The organism is Psychrobacter sp. Choline-02u-9 (assembly GCF_002836505.1).
In the GTDB taxonomy this organism is placed as follows: Bacteria; Pseudomonadota; Gammaproteobacteria; order Pseudomonadales; family Moraxellaceae; genus Psychrobacter.
This window is the reverse complement of record NZ_PJBF01000058.1, coordinates 1-18,497: the sequence shown is the minus strand read 5'-3', so window position 1 is coordinate 18,497 and position 18,497 is coordinate 1. Positions and strand designations below refer to the sequence as shown.

The 18,497-nt window shown below is 43.9% G+C and carries 15 protein-coding genes; 5 read left to right on the top strand and 10 right to left on the bottom strand.

What is annotated here, in order from left to right; translation table 11 throughout:
* Positions 1 to 61: 61 nt before the first annotated feature.
* From CXF69_RS10205 to ppx, 5 genes are all read right to left on the bottom strand, one after another.
* Positions 62 to 631: a YggT family protein gene (locus tag CXF69_RS10205; protein WP_102078712.1), complete on the bottom strand. Its 570-nt coding sequence runs from the start codon at positions 629 to 631 to the stop codon at positions 62 to 64.
* A gap of 119 nt (positions 632 to 750) precedes the next feature.
* Entirely contained in the window at positions 751 to 1,584 is an 834-nt protein-coding gene (gene proC, locus CXF69_RS10200) for a pyrroline-5-carboxylate reductase (protein ID WP_102078711.1), read from the bottom strand.
* A gap of 177 nt (positions 1,585 to 1,761) precedes the next feature.
* Positions 1,762 to 3,336, bottom strand: a complete 1,575-nt coding sequence (gene tilS, locus CXF69_RS10195; RefSeq protein WP_102078710.1) for a tRNA lysidine(34) synthetase TilS — start codon at positions 3,334 to 3,336, stop codon at positions 1,762 to 1,764.
* Between the two features lie 240 nt (positions 3,337 to 3,576).
* Positions 3,577 to 4,380, bottom strand: a complete 804-nt coding sequence (locus CXF69_RS10190) for an acetyl-CoA carboxylase carboxyltransferase subunit alpha (RefSeq protein ID WP_102078709.1) — start codon at positions 4,378 to 4,380, stop codon at positions 3,577 to 3,579.
* A 177-nt stretch (positions 4,381 to 4,557) separates the two neighbouring features.
* On the bottom strand, positions 4,558 to 6,123 hold the full coding sequence (gene ppx / locus CXF69_RS10185) for an exopolyphosphatase (RefSeq protein WP_102078708.1): 1,566 nt from the start codon (positions 6,121 to 6,123) through the stop codon (positions 4,558 to 4,560).
* 460 nt (positions 6,124 to 6,583) lie between these two features.
* Here ppx and CXF69_RS10180 point away from each other — a divergent pair, with 460 nt between their 5' ends.
* Positions 6,584 to 6,919 carry an Mpo1-like protein gene (locus CXF69_RS10180; protein WP_201556086.1) on the top strand — a complete coding sequence of 112 codons (336 nt, stop codon included), beginning with the start codon at positions 6,584 to 6,586 and terminating at the stop codon, positions 6,917 to 6,919.
* Positions 6,920 to 7,044: 125 nt separating this feature from the next.
* On the opposite strand, the gene CXF69_RS10175 is transcribed toward CXF69_RS10180, so the two are convergent.
* The 3 genes from CXF69_RS10175 to CXF69_RS10165 all read right to left on the bottom strand — a co-directional run bounded on the left by CXF69_RS10175 (position 7,045) and on the right by CXF69_RS10165 (position 10,777).
* The gene (locus CXF69_RS10175) at positions 7,045 to 8,766 is read right to left on the bottom strand and encodes an AMP-binding protein (RefSeq protein ID WP_102078706.1); all 1,722 of its coding nucleotides are present in this window, start codon (positions 8,764 to 8,766) and stop codon (positions 7,045 to 7,047) included.
* A gap of 264 nt (positions 8,767 to 9,030) precedes the next feature.
* Positions 9,031 to 10,332: a glutamate-1-semialdehyde 2,1-aminomutase gene (hemL, locus tag CXF69_RS10170; RefSeq protein WP_102078705.1), complete on the bottom strand. Its 1,302-nt coding sequence runs from the start codon at positions 10,330 to 10,332 to the stop codon at positions 9,031 to 9,033.
* Between the two features lie 91 nt (positions 10,333 to 10,423).
* Entirely contained in the window at positions 10,424 to 10,777 is a 354-nt protein-coding gene (locus CXF69_RS10165; protein ID WP_057758016.1) for a zinc ribbon domain-containing protein YjdM, read from the bottom strand.
* A 296-nt stretch (positions 10,778 to 11,073) separates the two neighbouring features.
* Here CXF69_RS10165 and CXF69_RS10160 point away from each other — a divergent pair, with 296 nt between their 5' ends.
* On the top strand, positions 11,074 to 11,826 hold the full coding sequence (locus CXF69_RS10160) for a CAF17-like 4Fe-4S cluster assembly/insertion protein YgfZ (RefSeq protein ID WP_101205153.1): 753 nt from the start codon (positions 11,074 to 11,076) through the stop codon (positions 11,824 to 11,826).
* 64 nt (positions 11,827 to 11,890) lie between these two features.
* Entirely contained in the window at positions 11,891 to 13,243 is a 1,353-nt protein-coding gene (locus tag CXF69_RS10155) for a D-amino acid dehydrogenase (protein WP_228706772.1), read from the top strand.
* Between the two features lie 91 nt (positions 13,244 to 13,334).
* Here the strand turns inward: CXF69_RS10155 and CXF69_RS10150 are convergent, their stop codons facing one another.
* Together CXF69_RS10150 and CXF69_RS10145 are read right to left on the bottom strand one after the other, a co-directional pair.
* Positions 13,335 to 15,533 carry a molybdopterin oxidoreductase family protein gene (locus CXF69_RS10150; RefSeq protein ID WP_102078704.1) on the bottom strand — a complete coding sequence of 733 codons (2,199 nt, stop codon included), beginning with the start codon at positions 15,531 to 15,533 and terminating at the stop codon, positions 13,335 to 13,337.
* A 63-nt stretch (positions 15,534 to 15,596) separates the two neighbouring features.
* Entirely contained in the window at positions 15,597 to 16,295 is a 699-nt protein-coding gene (locus CXF69_RS10145; RefSeq protein WP_180952658.1) for a TetR/AcrR family transcriptional regulator, read from the bottom strand.
* 210 nt (positions 16,296 to 16,505) lie between these two features.
* Here CXF69_RS10145 and CXF69_RS10140 point away from each other — a divergent pair, with 210 nt between their 5' ends.
* Positions 16,506 to 17,747 carry an NADH:flavin oxidoreductase/NADH oxidase family protein gene (locus CXF69_RS10140; protein WP_102078702.1) on the top strand — a complete coding sequence of 414 codons (1,242 nt, stop codon included), beginning with the start codon at positions 16,506 to 16,508 and terminating at the stop codon, positions 17,745 to 17,747.
* Between the two features lie 434 nt (positions 17,748 to 18,181).
* Positions 18,182 to 18,385 (top strand): CsbD family protein, encoded by a 204-nt coding sequence (locus CXF69_RS10135; RefSeq protein ID WP_057758006.1) that lies wholly within the window; start codon positions 18,182 to 18,184, stop codon positions 18,383 to 18,385.
* The last annotated feature ends 112 nt before the right edge of the window (positions 18,386 to 18,497 follow it).

Genomic DNA, 18,497 nt, shown 5'->3' with positions numbered 1-18,497 from the left:
CGCTCCATATTTATATAGAGCACCTTTTTTATGACAGTTTTTAAATGTAATTCTATTAGTCTTAACCCAAGGTTGGCAACACACTCGCAGCCAAACCCCCGATGAATATCTCCAGCAAATAAAATGCTAAGAAAGCGACCATTGGCGATAAGTCGAGCATACCTAAATTCGGTGTGATACGACGAAACGGGGCCAAAATAGGCTCAGCCAAATTGATAATAATGCCAATAATCGGATGCTCAGATCTGGTAAACACCACAATCCAGCTAACGATGATAGAACCAATCACTAGATAGCGACACATGCGTAAAAAGTCTAACAATAAGCTAGTCGTACCCGTGAAAAATAGCGGTACAGGGGCAATACTTTTATGCGTCAATGCGGCCTTTCCAGAGATGTCGATTAGACGAATCAAAAACATCAGCACGATAGCGGCAATGCTAATACGACCCTGTGCAACAGTCGGGAAAATACGCCCAAATACATCGACGATATGTGTCGCTTTATAGGCAGGTGCAATCATCGGATTGCTCGCATCCATCCCTGCAAACTGCAACATAAAACGAATAAACACCAGCATCATAGCGAATGTGGTGACCAAATCAAAAATTTGAAATAACATGTTGTTCATGAAGTGCTACTCAATGTGACATTATTAACAGACTCTAGGATGACAAATGTCATTATCAGATGCTGATGATTACATAAGGTGTGTCGTCAGTGGTGACTCACAGCGCACCTTGTCAGTGTTTACTTACTCATCTCTTCACTTAACGCTTGGCTACGATCATAGCAAGCTTGCATGGCCTCGCTGATTTGACGACCAATCTCATTGGCTTGCATTGACTCGACCGCTGCCTGAGTAGTACCGTTCGGTGAAGTGACTTTACGACGTAACTCAGCTGGTGCATCATCACTGTTAATCGCCATTTTTGCAGCACCTAACATGGTTTGCATAGCAAGCGCTGAGGCTTGTTCTTTATCTAGCCCTAATGCAACTGCCCCATCGACCATCGATTCGATGAAGTAAAACATATACGCTGGCGCTGAACCTGATACGGCTGTGACCGCATGCATATGCTCTTCGTCATCGACCCACATGACCAAACCTGAGGCTTCCATAACGGCCGTTGCTAGCTGCTTCTGTTCTGCTGAGATGTTATCTGTACCGTAGAGGCCAGTCGCACCCATCTGAATCATAGAAGGCGTGTTTGGCATTGCACGGACGATATTGCTATAGCCGCCTAGCATGTTTGATAAAAGATCAGTCGATAAGCCTGCAGCCACTGAAATGACCAATTGAGTGTCTAATACGTCAGCAAAAGCACTTACCACCACTTTCATCATTTGTGGTTTGACTGCTAGCACCACGATATCCGCACCGATCACAGCAGACTTTGGATCAGCCATTGGATCAACAGTATTTAGACCTTTGGCGGCTAATTGCTCACGTGCATCGCTGCTAGGATCGGCGACCGTGATCAAATTTGGTTTGATGCCGCAACCCACAAGCCCGCTAATGAGCGCTTGTGCCATGTTTCCGCCACCAATAAAACTGATTTTTTTATTATCTAATACCGACATACTTGTCTCCTAGTCACAAAATTCAAAGGTATTCAACTTAACATACTGATATATAAAACGACACTCAGTTTATCATACTGCCACTATCGCCGTTTGATAAATTCAAAATGTCGCGCCTGATATCAATCCGATAAAAATCAATGAGTCAGCCAACGAATATTAAACTTTCAACGCTTTCTATTTTAGACTAAGCTCACTTTTGATGTACTCAGCTAATTGATTGCTTTTGGCATCGCTATCTGTCTGCTCAGAACTCAAAAGCCAACTCTCAAATGGTGATGCTAGTAATAGAGGAATATCAGTTTCTATTTCGCTTCCAACTTCAGATTTTTTTATAAAGGTGATGCTGACTACCATCAGGCTTTCCCGTAGCCATAATGGAATCCCAAGCGTCTGATATAGTTTTTTGCCTGCTTGTGGGCGCGCAGCCATCTCAGTCTTTAGCCGTTGCTTACGGTCTAACGGTGCTATTTTTAACGTTGCCTGCTGTGCTATACCGTCCGCACTATTTTCTAACAATCGTACCAGCGCATCTGCTTTTACTTGCAACTGCCAAGTATAACGATCACTGCTACGCATGATGATTGATGTTAAATTATCAGCTGAATGACTAAATAAGTTACTAGATAAGGTCAGTCTGGATAGTGGCAGCACCTGCTCGGTCAGTGGTAACTTCAGCCAAGACAGCCACTCGCTGCTCATACGATAGAGCTGCTGACGATAGCGCCGAATGGTATAAGATGCCTTACGACCTTGCCAAAACAGTTCTGTTTGATGATCTTGGTTATCACGTTGGCTTAGAGTTAACACATCATCGACGAGTTGCTTAGCAGGTGGTAACGGCTCATCTTGACCGAGCCAATAGTGCAATAATTGACGTTGACGATACATGGGTAGCTTTTGCAACGTATCGATATTTAGCACGCGCTGTGCAGGTAAAAGTTGCAGGTCTGTATTTTCTGTCTGCTGCATATCCTGCATAGCTTGAGCATTGACTGTTTCCTGTGCATCACTTAACAGCTGCGCACTACGAGCAATATTATCGATGACATTGTGATTGTATGTAGCCAGTATTGGCATGATGTCGCGGCGTAGCCCACTACGCACATTGTCACCGCTGTCATTCGTAGGATCATCTATATAAGGCAACTCTAAGCGCTTGGCGTAGGCGCTAATATTGGCTCGTCGTATCGTGAGCCAAGGTCGCCACAGGACATTGCGCTGCCCGCCTTGTCTTCGTACACTCCACGGCTGTATACCAGACAGACCGTTGACTCCTGCTCCTTGAATCAATCGCATTAATACCGTTTCAGCTTGGTCATCAGCGTGATGCGCTAATAGCAATACATCATCTTGGTTAATATGAGCACGCATAATATTATAACGCGCTTGCCGAGCGGCCTGCTCATCATGCCCATTCACTTGTGCCTGTAAAATGCGACAAGGCAACTGCTGCGCTTGCGCCCAGTTGGCAACATGCTTAGCCCAATGCCAACTATCCGACTGTAACCCATGATCGACATGTAACAGCTGCGGCAGACATGGCAATTTACCTTGTCGGTAGAGCTGCACACACAGCGCTGCAAGTGCCAATGAATCACGCCCACCACTACATGCCAGCCAAAGACGACGACCGTGCAGCTGATCACTATACACAGACATACTGCTCAATAATGCGGTTGCTAGTGTCTTATCAACTGGCAAATCGGCAATTGATTTAATAGGATGTGAGATGATTGCGCTGCTGGTCATATTCAGCCTTAGTTATTATTAAGCGGTTGTACATTTACTATCGTGCTGATGTGTGAGCACCTACGTTAATCAATACATTGCGTTAGGTGCTTTGTATTGAGGGCTTTATATAGTAACAGCCATAAAAAAACGCGCCATTGAATGACACGTTTTTATTTTAGCATTAAGACTCAAACTCTAATATGAAAAACCTATTATTGAATAATAGCGACTTAACAATAAAGGCGCCATAGCAACCAATTAAGCAGGCAACATCACTTCTGAGTTAAAAGACTTTAGCTTTTCATAACGTAGCTCACAACGCTCTTGAGGATCTAAATCTTTAATCTCATCAAGCTGCTCAGTAATCAGTGCTTTTAGCGCATTCATCACAGGTTGTGGCTGCACATGTGCGCCTTCGCCCTCTTCGATGACAGCGTCAATCAAACCCATTTGGTAAAGGTTGATTGCATTTAATTTCAATGCTTCACTAGCGTCTTGTGCTTTCTCGGCGGTTTTCCAGAGGATAGAAGCACAGCCTTCTGGCGAAATCACTGAGTAAATGCTGTTTTGTAGCATATTTACTTTATCACCGACACCAATCGCCAATGCGCCGCCTGAGCCGCCTTCACCAATGATAGTCACAATCACAGGCACTTTCAGACTAGAGAATACAGCGATGCTTTCTGCAATCGCTTGCGCTTGTCCGCGCTCTTCTGCACCAATACCAGGGTAAGCACCTTGGGTATCGACAAAGGTCATCACAGGAATGTTAAAGCGCTCAGCCATTTTGACCAAACGAATCACTTTGCGATAGCCTTCAGGATTGGCCATACCAAAGTTATGAGCAATACGCTCACGGGTGCTACGACCACGATGCTGACCAATTACCATCACAGGCTGACCATCAAAACGTGCAAGACCACCTAGTATGGCTTTGTCATCGGCAAAAGCACGGTCGCCATGCAACTCGTCAAATTCGGTAAAAAGCTGATTAACATAGTCCATAAATAATGGACGCTTGGCGTGTCGTGCAAGCTGCACACTATCCCAGACAGTGCTCATAGACGCTTCCCTTTAATAATTATACTTAATGTATTTATGTTTAAGAATAATATCGTTATCCGTATTCAGATAATGAAAGTACAGTTGTAAACTCAATAGGAGCTATAGTAGCACATCTTAAATAGCATGACATTATCGACAACGCCGCTTTTGTTACGTTAATCTTTAACTCAATACTTACAATGGTAACTGCTCAATCTCTGGAGTCTCGGCCTCTTGAGCTTCAATCACACTAAGCTGTACGCCCCACTTAGCAAACTGGTCAATCTCAGTACGCAAATCTGCTAGCAAGAACGCATAATGCTCACTGCTATCTACTAAAGTGATTTGCCAGCTGTTTTCAGCGACTACCTTTAATTCCAGCTCTGGTAGCGCGTAATCACTGCGGCTATGATGTGCCAGTACGGCGAGGCGCAACAGTAAGCAAAGGTAAACCAGCTGATCACCACCAATCTGACAAGTCTGCTCTAGCATATCGGCTTTGAGCTTGCGGCGATGGTTAAGCATCAACTGCGCCATGCGTTTTTGATCGACTTGCGAAAACCCTGGAATATCCGAGTACTCCAGCAAATACGCGCTGTGCTTGTGATAGCTACTGTGACTGATTGCCAGTCCTATCTCATGCAAGAAAGCAGCACGTCTGAGCAAGTCGCAATCATCATTGGACAGCGCAAGCTTATCTTTTACTTGTTCAAATAAATGGCGACTAGTTTTTACCACTTGTTTGGCTTGCTTTTTGTCCCCTGAATAACGCTTAATTAATGCCAATACACTGCGGTCACGCACATCTTCACTAGCGAAACGGCCTAGCATGTCATACATAACGCCTTCACGTAACGCGCCATCTGAATAAGTAATGGTCTCAACGCCCAGCACTTTCATCACAGCGCGCAATACTGCCACGCCAGCAGGAAATACGGCTTTACGATGTTCTTTGACGCCTTCTAACTCGATATCATCAATATTGCCAATCTTAATCAGCAATTTCTCTAATTTTTTGACACCTTTGTAAGTAATGCGTTCTTGCTCATCGGCCCAACCCTTTGACACTAGGACATTACGCACCGCTTTGATTGTACCGCTTGAGCCGACTACGCTACTCCAGCCTGTCTTTTGATAACGACCGTTAATCGCTAAGACTTCTTTACGTGCACCTGAAATCGCACTATTAAAAGCTTCTTTAGTAATCAGGCCGTCAGCAAAGAATTTTTGGGTAAAAGAAACGCAGCCCATTTGTAAGCTTTCAGTCAATAATGGATCAAAATTTTGACCAATAATAAACTCTGTCGAACCACCGCCAATATCCATAACCAAGCGTTTATCACTACTCTCGTTGGTATGCGAGACGCCCAAATAAATCAATCGCGCCTCTTCGCGGCCCGCGATAATCTCAATAGGTTTTGGCAGAATTTTATTGGCACGGGAGATAAAGTCGTTAGCATTTTTGGCTTGACGCAATGCATTGGTCGCGACCACACGAATCCGCTCTGGCGGTACTGAATCCAAGCGCGCCACAAAGCGGCTTAAACAATCAAGACCGCGCTGCTCAGCAGCTGCGCTTAGAATATTATTTTCGTCCAAACCGGCGGCGAGCTGTACCTTTTCAGACATTGAGACTACTTTTCGCACTTCCCCATGGTCAAGACGAGCAATAGCTAAATGGAAACTGTTGGAACCAATATCGATGGCTGCCATCATTTCATCGTCGCCAATTGGCGGATTCGTAAGGTAGTCAATAGGCATAGGACAAGTCGTCACCGTGTTAGAGAGAGTGGATAGTTTACCAAAATCACGTGCTATATAGTTATAAAATCACATGTATAGAAAAAAGTCATAACCACAAAAATCAGGGCAATTTTATCATTAAAGCATTTATGCCAAACACTCGCAAGCGATGCAAAACTGTAGTGGGGACATCGAAGACCACCCTATAAGCTAACAGGTAGCGACTCAGCATCTAGCGCTTGTGTTACGCATATCGGTTTGCTACATTGAAAGCTATCAATATCATGATAAAAAACCGTTATTTACAGAATTTTTATCCGTATAATTTACTTCAAAAGCCACCAGCTAATCGGTTAAAAACCATCTGTAATTAATAGTTATCAAACCCACCAGCAAGGAAGCTAGCCACATGAATCAGACCACCACAAAAGACGCTACCCAAAATACTGAGACCCCTATCAGTAGCGCTAAAAAAGACATGGTAAAAACTGAAAACTCGCCCAAACAGGCATTTTATGATTTTTATTTAGATGAGCATCAAAATATCGCCTGTCGTCGCCTACATTTTGCAGGTAGTAGCTTTGGCTTATTAGGACTGGCAAAGTCTGTCAAAACTGGCTCAACCAAACCTTTGGTAAAGGGCATTGCCGCCGGATATGCCTGTGCATGGGTTGGACACTTTTTCTTTGAAAAGAACAAACCCGCTTCTTTTAAGTTTCCATTGAAAAGCTTTGTTAGCGACTTTCGTATGTATAGCGATGTGCTACGAGGCAATCTGAGCTTGAGAGATCGTAAGTTTGATAAAGCACGATAAAGTTTAGTCATTATATAAATTAAATGACAAAAAAACTGGGCTACTATTTTTAGCAGCCCAGTTTTTAATTATATTGATAGCTTCGTTGATGTCATCTTGTTTTTATAAGCGAAATGACACATTTTTTATCGTAAGGATTTGCGTAATATTTTGCCAACAGCAGTCTTAGGTAGCTCATCGATAAACTCATAGGACTGTGGACGCTTATAACCAGTTAAACGCTTGCTCGCAAAGTCTTGTAGCTCTTCTACGGTGAGATTCGCATCTTTTTTGACCACAAATGCTTTTGGTACTTCTCCGCTATAGTCGTCTGCTACCCCGATTACAGCGACTTCTAGCACCTTAGGATGTTCAGTCAATGAAGCCTCTACTTCATTGGGATATACGTTAAACCCTGACACCAATATCATGTCCTTTTTACGGTCGACGAGTGTCAAAAACCCCTCATCATTCATAACGCCAATATCACCTGATCTAAAGTAGCCATTTGGGGTAAAAGTATCTGCATTGTCTCGCTGCCAATAACCGCGCATGACCTGAGGCCCTTTGATACAGACCTCACCCTTTGTACCTGTTGGGCACGTATTCCCATTCTCATCAATGATATGGATATCTGTCAAAGCAAGCGGCAGTCCAACGCTGCCATTGAACTCTGTAATGCCAGACGGATTGAAAGAAATAACAGGCGCCGTCTCAGACATTCCATAGCCTTCGCTAATAATCATACCTGTCACTTGCTGCCATTGATCAGAGACCGCTTTAATAATCGCTGTGCCGCCACCGATAGATAAGGCTAAACGACTAAAATCTAGACTAGCGAATTTTGGATGATGCAGCATGCCAATGAATAATGTATTCACTGAAGGGATAACATGAGGTCCGTGCTGTTCAATGGTATTCACTAAACCATCGATATCACGTGGATTAGTGACCAATATATCTTCCCAGCCGCCATAAAGACCTAGCAAGCCGCAGACCGTAAACGAAAAAATATGATAAAGCGGTAAGGGATTAAGTATTTTAATCTGCTCGCTACGATTGGCTTCAATCGTTTTACCAAACATCGCGTAGCACTGGCAGACATTTGCCATGACATTATAATGAGTGAGCATAGCGCCTTTTGGCTTGCCAGTCGTACCACCTGTATATTGCAGTAGGGCCAAATCTTCACGTTCAATCGTAACGGCTTTAAACGCTTTTGCATCATAGGCTTGCATAATATAGGCAAACATTATGTTGTGCTGTGATGACTCATTTGATGATTCGGAGGAAGCATGTGTTTGTTCATCTGTGTCCGCAGGTTGTTCTGAGCCAATCTGACTGAGCAAGGCAATGTCGTTATCAGCAATGCTAGGATCAATGGAACATCTGACCACCCATTTTAACTGCGCTTTGACTGTGTCATCTAATTGCTCATAAGCAGTGCTCATACCATCTAGCACAATTAGACCACATGCTTGAGCATCAGTGAGCTGATGTGCCAATTCATATTGGGTATACATGGGATTAACATTGACCAATACCACACCTGCACGTAGGCAACCCAACAGTACCACGGCATACTGCAGTATATTTGGCAGTTGTACCGCAATACGATCACCCTTCTCGACACCTTGCGCTTGTAAAAAAGTAGCAAAACGTCGACTGGCAATATCTAGCTGCCTAAAAGTGAGCGACGCCGCACCCATACTAAAAGCTAGAAATTCACTATGCTGTTCGATCTTTGGTTGCAGTAAGTCAATTAGGTTGTGCTTACCTTCCAATACATCCAAATGATTGTCTAGGCCGTATTGGTCGTAAGTGGCTTGCCATAGTGGCGCGGTATTGCTAGAAGTACTGGTACTCATTCGTTTGCATCCTTGCTTAATTGGCTGGGTTTACCTCAGAATATCATAACTTATTGTCTGTTTTTCGGATGCGCAGGCAAGAACTGTATAAGCATCAGTCACGCTAATGTCTATACAAACAATCTTCAAAAATACTTTATATTATTCCCAACATGATTATAAATAAGATATCGATAAACAAAAAAACCAGCAAAGATCACGGGATGACCTTGCTGGTTTTTTAAACTTTAACTTTTTAGTTAGCTAATAACTTACATGGCTAAACTATGCTTTTGCCATTTCTGCAAATATCTCATCAGCTGCTTTGATTGACGCATCAATGTCTTCATCGCTATGTTTGATAGACATAAAGCCTGCTTCATAAGCTGAGGGTGCCAAGTAAATACCACGATCTAGCATACCGTGGAAGAAAGTATTAAATACGTCCATATCGCACTCTGTCACGTCATCGAAATTCTCTGGTGTTTCAGTTGCGCTGTCTTTAACAAAGAACATGCCAAACATGCCGCCAAGCTTATTGGTACGTAGATGAATACCATGTTTGTCAGCTGCTGCTTGGAAACCGTCTACTAGGTGATCAACTTTCGCTGCTAATTCGTCATAAAAACCGTCTGCCGTTAAGTCTTCAAACATAGCGATACCAGCGCGCATCGCTAGTGGATTGCCTGATAACGTGCCAGCTTGATAGACGCCGCCAAGTGGCGCGATGCAAGACATGACTTCTTTTTTACCACCAAAAGCACCAACGGGTAAGCCAGCACCGATGATTTTACCGAAACAGGTCAAGTCTGGATCAATACCAAAATGGGCTTGCGCGCCGCCAAGACCAACGCGAAAGCCTGTCATGACTTCATCAAAAATCAATACTGCGCTATTGGCAGTACATTCTGTACGCAACGTATCATGAAACTCTTGTGTCGGGATAACCATGTTCATGTTGCCAGCGATAGGCTCTAAGATAACGCAGGCAATCTCTTCACCCCATTTCTCAAAACAATCTTTAATCGCTTGCGGATCATTATAAGGAATCGTAATAGTATGCTTAGCAAAATCTGCTGGCACACCTTTTGACGTTGGCTCACCAATATCTAGCATGCCAGAGCCTGCTTTTACTAGCAGGCTGTCTGAATGTCCATGGTAGCAGCCTTCAAACTTCACGATTTTGTCACGCTGAGTATAACCACGTGCTAAGCGGATCGCGCTCATGGTCGCTTCTGTACCAGAGCTAGTCATACGAACCATCTCAACGCTAGGCACGATTTCACAAATCTTGTCAGCAACGGTGGTTTCAAACGGTGTTGGTGTACCAAAGCTTAGACCATCATCAGCCGCTTTTTTCACCGCATCGATGACTTTTGGATGCGCATGACCCAAAATCATTGGGCCCCAAGAACCGACATAATCGATATAAGCATTGTCTTCGGTGTCATAAATTTTGCTACCATTGGCACGGTGCATAAAGATTGGCGTACCACCAACTCCTGCAAAGGCGCGGACTGGCGAGTTAACACCACCTGGGATATGTTTACGTGCTTGTGCAAAAAGCTGTTCGTTTTTAGTACTCATAATTATTCTCTACTTATAGCGACAATGTTTTGTGATTGAGCGTCTATTTTATATTTGTTTATTATTGAATCTTTCAAGAAGTTTTTACAATTTAAGCTTTTTTGACCACAGAAGACTTAAGCTTCATTGGTCCGTAGCCATCAAGTTTGCAGTCGATATCATGACCGTCAGTAGCATCTGGCAACAGGCGAATACTTTTCGCTTTCGTTCCTACCTTAATCACGATTGAAGAGCCTTTGACTTTTAAGTCTTTGATTACAGTCACGGCATCGCCGTCCTGTAGCTCATTGCCAACAGCATCACGTATAACTGCGTCTTGGTCTTCAGCTTGCGCTGCATCAGTCTCAGCCGCCGTCCATTCATGAGCACACATAGGACATACCAGTAACGCACCATCTTCGTACGTATATTCAGCATCACATTTAGGGCAATTTGGTAAGCTCATTATTTCCTCGGCAGCCATCGTACATTAGGTTAATTGTAGAGCTGATATTGTACCGTAACTCACCATCTTTAACCAATTTGTACGCTTGAAAATCAAACTCTATGCCCAATTTAACACTTAACTCATCGCTTATTGATGACGTTTTTTATGACAGGGTTTTTTGTGGTACTCTTCTTAGCCTCATTTAGATTTATGTGCACAAATACTGTCAATGATAAAAGCGCCCATATAATTTTTATCACTTCGATTTACCCTCTATATTATTAATAAAAGCTCTCACCAGAAGGATAATAACAATGACTCAGTCTTCCAATCTAGCAGCTGTACCGCAGTTTTCGCAGTTAACTATCCAAGGCGAGGACGCCGAAAAATTCTTGCAAGGGCAATTAACTTGTGACGTTACCAAGCTCGGGCTTAGCTATCAGGCTGCCGCTATCGGTAACCTAAAAGGTCGTATTGAGTTCGGTATCTGGATCAAAAAACAAGCAGAAAAACATTATGATGTGGTCATCAGTAGCGACTGTGCTGAGTCTTTGCAGGCGCATCTTAATAAGTACGGGGCGTTTTCTAAATTCGAGACCAGTGCACCAGCAGCGATTTATCCTTGCGTGCTAGCAGATGAGCCAACTTTTAGCCATAAAGACGACCATAATACCGCCGAAGATACGCAGGCTTGGATGGCATGCAGCCTAGCTACTGGTAATTATTGGATTGTGGCCGCGACTCAAGGTGAGTTTCAACCGCAAGAGCTGCGTTTACATCAGCGCGGCGGCATGGACTATGATAAAGGCTGCTACTTAGGTCAGGAAGTCATCGCTCGCATCTACTTTAAATCTGCACCCAAAGCATTTTTGCACTATGTACAAGGCACCGGTGAGACACCAAACGCAGGTGACAAAATCGATAAAATCCAAGTGGTCAATGCGATGAAAAATGACGATGGCTTTACCGCTTTGGTCGTGGCACGTCCTGAACAATTGGCAGAAAGCGATTTGAGCATATTGGACTTGCCAACTGCACTACAAGTAGATGTCGCACGCCCAAAATAAAAGCACATCGAATCAGGCAAACGACGCAGCAAAGGTGACGGTAGTTCAATAAAGAGTTACCGTCATGACTAACATGAGCATAGAGAATCCTATGACACATATTGCGGTACTCGGAGCAGGTGTGGTGGGCGTGACCACCGCATGGTATCTACGTCAGGCAGGCTATGATGTGACTGTGATTGAGCGCGAACCGGCGGCAGGTATGCAGACGTCATTTGCCAATGGCGGTCAAATATCTGTCTCACATGCCACGCCTTGGGCTAATCCTGCGACCCCGATGAAAGCGCTCAAGTGGCTGTTTAAAGAAGATGCTCCGCTACTATATCGCTTGCGTGCGGATAAAGCACAGCTCAAATGGGCCATGCAGTTTTTGCAAGAGTGCCGCGCCGATAGAGCCGATGCCAATCTAGTGCAAATGGTGCGCTTAGGTCTATATTCAAGAGATACCTTACAACAGCTGCGCGCGGATATTGGTATCGACTATGAGCAGCAAACACGCGGTATCATGCATTTTTATACCAATCAGGCAGAGTTTGATGCGGCTATCGAACCAACTGAACGCATGCAGGCGCTTGGTTGTGAGCGCCACGTGATTGATATCAATAATGCTGTCAACTTAGAACCAGCGCTCTACCCAATTGCACATAAGCTCACTGGGGCAACCTATACCAGCCGTGATGAGTCTGGCAATGCGCATCTATTTACCCAGCGCTTGGCGCAGCGCTGTATCGATGCTGGTGTACAGTTTTTATATGATACCGAGATTTTAGCACTCAATACCGATACTGACTCTGCGCGTCCGCATGTACACAGTATGACTATCCGTCCAAAAGGAGAAAATGCGCAGACCTTCACGGCTGATAGTCATGTGGTCGCGCTTGGCAGTTATAGCGTACCTCTGCTAAAACCTTTGGGCATCCATGTGCCTATTTTTCCAGCAAAGGGATATTCGGCTACGTATACGGTGAATCCGCGAGCGCCGCATTTAGCACCTTTTGTCAGTTTGATTGATGATGAATTTAAGCTGGTCACCTCACGACTGGGTGACAAATTACGTGTTGCTGGTACGGCTGAATTTAATGGCTACAACCTAGACTTAAATACTACGCGCTGTAAAGCCATCACTCGGCGTGTGCAGCAATTATTTCCAAAAGGCATCATCGCAAACTCGGTACAATATTGGACAGGACTGCGCCCGATGACCCCATCGAACGTGCCCCTTATTGGTCGCGCACACTGTGGTCAAGTCAAACATGGTAGTCATAATGCTTCAGCGACTTTTGACAATTTATGGCTCAATACAGGACATGGTACATTAGGGTGGACACACTCTTGCGGCTCTGCAAAAGCCCTTAGTTTGCTAATCCAAGGCGAAACCCCTAGCGTTGATTTTGACTTTATTGGTATAAATGCTTAATAAGATAAGCGATATATTCAATTTACAAACAAAAAAGGCGCTCACTTTACGTGAACGCCTTTTTTGTATGTCTATGAACTTGCGACTAACTTTATGCTAATGCGCCTTCTGCTACAGTCTCTGTAGCAGTAGATAAACTATCTGCATCCATATCCAATGCTTCTAATTGTACAGGCACACCGTTGACTGCGGCATTACCACTCAACTGATCAATCAACGTCTCATCAGTCAAATCATTAACGCTAACACCTGCGTGCGCTTGCGCGATCTTTTGCTTAACCCCTTTGCGGCCGTGACCAAAGCCATGCGGGATGCTGACCACTCCTGGCATCAGCTCATCCGTCACTTCTGCTGCAATGACCACACTACTCACTCGAGAAGTTACTCTGACATCTTGGCCGTCTGCAATGCCATGTTGCGCTGCCGTTTGCGGATGCAACATCAATGTACAGCGAGATTTACCTTTTACCAATCGATGGCTATTGTGCAACCATGAATTGTTACTACGTACATGACGACGACCGATTAGCACAATCTCATTACTGTTGTACTGTTGCACCATCTCTTTAACACGGGCTAAATCTGACTGATAAAAATCGACATGAAGATGAATTTGTTTATCAGCGTGTTTAATAGCCTCTGGCAACATCCGATGTAGTGGACCCAAATCGATACCATGCGGATTTTCAACCAGTGCTTCGAATGTCACGTCTTTATAAGGGCCATACTTTAGGCCTTGCTCTAACAAGAACTTAGGACCAAAGGCTTTTGTCGCAGCGCGTTCTTTTTGCGTTGCTTCTGGCGCATCTTTGTCTAAGCGATCTGCTAATCCTAAATAAATCTCCCAGTCATGCTTGGTATCGTCAGTTTTGTCAAACAAAGCAGGCGAATATTTGGCGACATTGTGCACGGCAAAACCATTAAAGGTGATGTCATAATGGTCGCGCTCTAACGGCGATACAGGCGGCAAAATTATATTGGCATGGCGACTGGTCTCAGTCACAAAATAATCAAGCGAAACCATAAACTCTAACTGAGATAGTGCTTCGTCCAACTTTTCACCATTTGGTGTGCTCAGAACTGGGTTACCAGCGACCGTGACGAATCCTTTTAACTGGCCTTCCCCTTCGACTAGCATCTCATCTGCCATCGCAACCACTGGATACTCACCATTAAAATCTGGCAAGTTGCTGACGCGGCTATGACGTTTACCTAAATAGCCCGGGCCTGAGCTGTTCACAACATCGACAGCAGGATTCGGGAACATCAATCCGCCCACCTCATCTAAACGACCTGTGACGATATTAATGACCATAGATAGATATTGGCTGAGCAAACCAAACTCTTGCACCGAGATGCCCATACGGCCATAACAAACTGAGCTTTCCGCTTCACAAAACTCTTTGACGATACGTTTTGTTTCGGCTGCGGTAATACCCGTGATACCTGCCACTGACTCAGGTGTGTATTGTTCAGCAAACAAAACAAGTCGATCGATCTCAGGTGCCAAAGCGGCCACTCTAGTATCGAGCTTTGCATAGCCTTGCGTATAGATTTCATTCAACATAGCTAATAACAGCAGTACGTCCGTCGCTGGACGAATAAAGTGGTGCTCACTAGCGATGTCGGCAGTTTCGGTACGTCTTGGATCAACCACCACTACTTTGCCATCGCGCGCTTTGATATCTTTTAGCTTTTGGCGCATGTTGGGCGCAGTCATGATACTGCCGTTAGAAGCCAACGGATTGCCACCGATGATAAGCATGTATTGTGTGTTATTGACATCAGGAACTGGAATGCGCAGCATGTGACCAAACAGATGCATGCTAATAATATGATGTGGCAGCTGGTCGATAGAAGTGGCAGAAAAACGACTGCGCGTCTTTAAACTGGTAAGCAGTTGTTTGATGGTCAACATACCGCCCATGTTATGTACGTTAGGATTACCCAAATAAACACCCAACGCATTTTGACCATACTTTTGCTGTATGGATTGAATACCTGCAGCAACTTTATCCAACGCTTCTGGCCAACTAATAGATTTCCAACCGTCAGCCGTTCTCTCTACCGGCTGACGTAAACGGTCAGGATCTTCATGCAAATCTTGCAAAGCGGTGGCTTTTGGACAAATATAGCCTTGCGAAAAGGGATCGTTTTTGTCCCCTTTAATCGACAAGACTTTTTCGCCATCGTGCTTTATTTCGACGCCGCACATCGCCTCGCACAATGTACACGTTCTAAAGTGCGTTTGTGCTTCGCCTAACGTTGGTGCAGCCGTGGTTGTGGCCATAGTCACTCTCCCTGTTATGTTTTTTGTTCTAGATTTCATGACAATAATTTTTGCTTATTATCACTACTGACTAGTATTGCTTCCGTGCAAAAAATTGGCGAACAGTGCATCAAAGCTGATACTCAAGGTGGCAATCGCTTGTTGTCTTGAGTAACGCTGCTGATGACAGCCCAATATCAACTCATGTACTTGTGCCGCCGCCATGTCGACGCATAGATTGACATCGCTGCGCTCGCAAGAACGATTGGATAACTGCAATCCTTGAATAAATATCTCTGTCCATTCTTCTTGTATTTCGGTAATCAGATTGCCCAGTCCATTATTCAATGATGACTGGTTTTCTATACTGTCACTAAATCTAGGACGGTCTTCGAGCAAATGCTGAAACAGTGCGATATTCTCAAATGCAGAATCAAAAATCATAATCAGGCATTGTCGACATTGCTGATTAAACTGATCTTTACTCAATACATCATAATCTTTGAGCATATTGACCCATGCCAGTCGCATCGGTGATAGATAATTGTCTTTTAGTTGGGTACTAAGCTCGTTTTGCAGCGCCTCTAGGCTCTCAAAATGATTGTAAAAACTGGGCTGTGCAATACCTGCACCTTTGGCAACTTTATTCATGCTCATGCCCTGAGCACCTTCCGAACTATACAACCGCAAAGCACTTTTTAATAACGCACGCCGAGTCTTAGCTTTCGCCAGCTCACGTTTAGATTCTACTGGGACTGTCAAATCTTGCGCTAATACATTCAATGCAGAGGTTTTCCTATTCAATAGATAATTATATCGACACACCAGTAATTTAGCTTAGGTGCTATTGTGCCAAAAAAATGTGATGATAATGGTCAATTGCCGATAGCGAATATCTTAGCTATAAGGTTATAGTCATTTAAACCATATGTCTATAGCCAAACCCATAGTAGAACTCATGCTTCACAAAACAACCATTTTTAGGCCGCTATCATGACATCACCTGTATTCTCCCCTTTAGTTCTGCCTTGTGGCGCTACATTACCCAACCGCTTAGCGAAAGCTGCCATGGAAGAAAACATGGCTGATGTCGGTCAAGTCCCTGGCCCTACACTGCTCCGTCTATATAAGAATTGGGCAGAAGGCGGGACAGGTCTGTTAATCACGGGAAACGTGATGGTGGATGGCCGCGCTATGACAGGGCCTGGTGGGGTCGTATTAGACAAACACAGTGAGATAGCGCCTTTTAGAGCGTGGGCAAATGCTGCCAAGCACAACAATACGCAGGTTTGGATGCAGCTCAATCATCCTGGCCGTCAAGTATATGCTGCCATGGGCGGCGATGTGCTGTCACCTTCTGACGTGGCAATTGACTTGGGCAAGCACTCCCATCTATTTGGCAGACCTCGTGCGATGACGCAGCAAGATATTGAACAATTGATCCAGCGGTTTGCCGATAGTGCACTAAAAGCAGAACAGGCTGGCTTCGATGGTGTACAGATTCATGCCGCCCACGGCTATCTAATTTCTCAATTTTTATCACCGCTTACCAATAAACGTAAAGATGAATACGGTGGCTCAATTGAGAATCGTATGCGACTATTGATCGAAGTAATCAAAGCCGTTCGTGCTCAAGTTGCGCCTACCTTCGCAGTCGCTGTTAAGATAAACTCGGCCGATTTCCAGCGCGGAGGATTTGATGCAGATGATGCTAAAGTGGTTATTTCAGCGATGAATGAATTGGCGGTAGATTTAGTTGAGCTATCAGGCGGCAGCTATGAAAGCCCAGCCATGCAAGGCAGCACAGCAGATGGTCGCACGTTGCAACGAGAAGCTTACTTTTTAGACTTCGCAAAAGAGATTGCTCAAATTGCTACCATGCCTATTATGACGACAGGTGGCGTTAGACGATTGGCTGTCGCAGAAGATGTACTGGCGCAAGGGATTGACGTGGTTGGTATGGGAACCGCATTAGCCATGAACCCTGCTCTACCGAATGACTGGAAAAGTGATAATACGCTTAGTGCTCACAATCCTGTGGTACGCTGGAAAGATAAAACCTTAAGTGCGGTTGCTACAATGGCCGTCATCAAGCGACAATTACAACGCATGGGACAAGGGAAATCGCCCAAACCAACTGCCTCGCCAGTTTTCTCATTGATTGCTGATCGTATACGAATAAAAAAACTCACCAAACGCTATCATCAGTATTTGAATAAATATTCGACGAGATAGTTTTTAATCAATTTTAAAGACAATAAAAAAGCAGCTACTCTATTTTTGAGTATCTGCTTTTTATCTACATAAGTATTTTTGAATAAATAATATATTTTTTAATACTCATATAAAAAACAAGTTCATAGAAAAAATTATTATCACGCACAATAGACGCAATTTACGTGGCACTACTACAGCAGCCCTGTATATAACACTTAGTAAACGCTCACTATAATTAAGTAACACTATAAACATAGCATATACAGACAGCTGAATTGAAAAGTCCTATATTTGATCTCACAAGATATTTGGAACCAATCATTTATCCTTGTGCAATACAATTAGAATAAAAACTAAATAGTAGTATCAGTAATCGATATCGCAAAATAAGCATTAAAATAGTGATTAAGAAATAAATCAAACACAATAAGTTCAATAAAAGGAATAATACAATGAACGAACATACTCTAAAAGGCGAATGGAACCAAATGAAAGGTTCGGTTAAACAAAAATGGGCCGAGCTAACAGATGATGACCTTACCCATATCGAAGGTAGCCGTGACAAGCTAGTAGGCCGTGTACAAGAGCGTTATGGTCATGCCAAAGAAGACGCAGAGCGTGAAGTAGATGACTGGCGTGTAGAAAATAAATATTAATATATTTAGTTCATAACTACTGTACTGAATAAACCAAAAAACCGCATAGAAATATATGCGGTTTTTTTTGGCAGATTTATACTATATAGATATGCTGTCGGAAAAATAAATC

Coding starts and splice junctions, on each gene's coding strand:
- CXF69_RS10205 (WP_102078712.1), bottom strand. CDS start 631: ATGAACAACATGTTATTTCAAATTTTTGATTTGGTCACCACATTCGCT.
- proC (WP_102078711.1), bottom strand. CDS start 1,584: ATGTCGGTATTAGATAATAAAAAAATCAGTTTTATTGGTGGCGGAAAC.
- tilS (WP_102078710.1), bottom strand. CDS start 3,336: ATGACCAGCAGCGCAATCATCTCACATCCTATTAAATCAATTGCCGAT.
- CXF69_RS10190 (WP_102078709.1), bottom strand. CDS start 4,380: ATGAGCACTGTCTGGGATAGTGTGCAGCTTGCACGACACGCCAAGCGT.
- ppx (WP_102078708.1), bottom strand. CDS start 6,123: ATGCCTATTGACTACCTTACGAATCCGCCAATTGGCGACGATGAAATG.
- CXF69_RS10180 (WP_201556086.1), top strand. CDS start 6,584: ATGGTAAAAACTGAAAACTCGCCCAAACAGGCATTTTATGATTTTTAT.
- CXF69_RS10175 (WP_102078706.1), bottom strand. CDS start 8,766: ATGAGTACCAGTACTTCTAGCAATACCGCGCCACTATGGCAAGCCACT.
- hemL (WP_102078705.1), bottom strand. CDS start 10,332: ATGAGTACTAAAAACGAACAGCTTTTTGCACAAGCACGTAAACATATC.
- CXF69_RS10165 (WP_057758016.1), bottom strand. CDS start 10,777: ATGAGCTTACCAAATTGCCCTAAATGTGATGCTGAATATACGTACGAA.
- CXF69_RS10160 (WP_101205153.1), top strand. CDS start 11,074: ATGACTCAGTCTTCCAATCTAGCAGCTGTACCGCAGTTTTCGCAGTTA.
- CXF69_RS10155 (WP_228706772.1), top strand. CDS start 11,891: ATGACTAACATGAGCATAGAGAATCCTATGACACATATTGCGGTACTC.
- CXF69_RS10150 (WP_102078704.1), bottom strand. CDS start 15,533: ATGGCCACAACCACGGCTGCACCAACGTTAGGCGAAGCACAAACGCAC.
- CXF69_RS10140 (WP_102078702.1), top strand. CDS start 16,506: ATGACATCACCTGTATTCTCCCCTTTAGTTCTGCCTTGTGGCGCTACA.
- CXF69_RS10135 (WP_057758006.1), top strand. CDS start 18,182: ATGAACGAACATACTCTAAAAGGCGAATGGAACCAAATGAAAGGTTCG.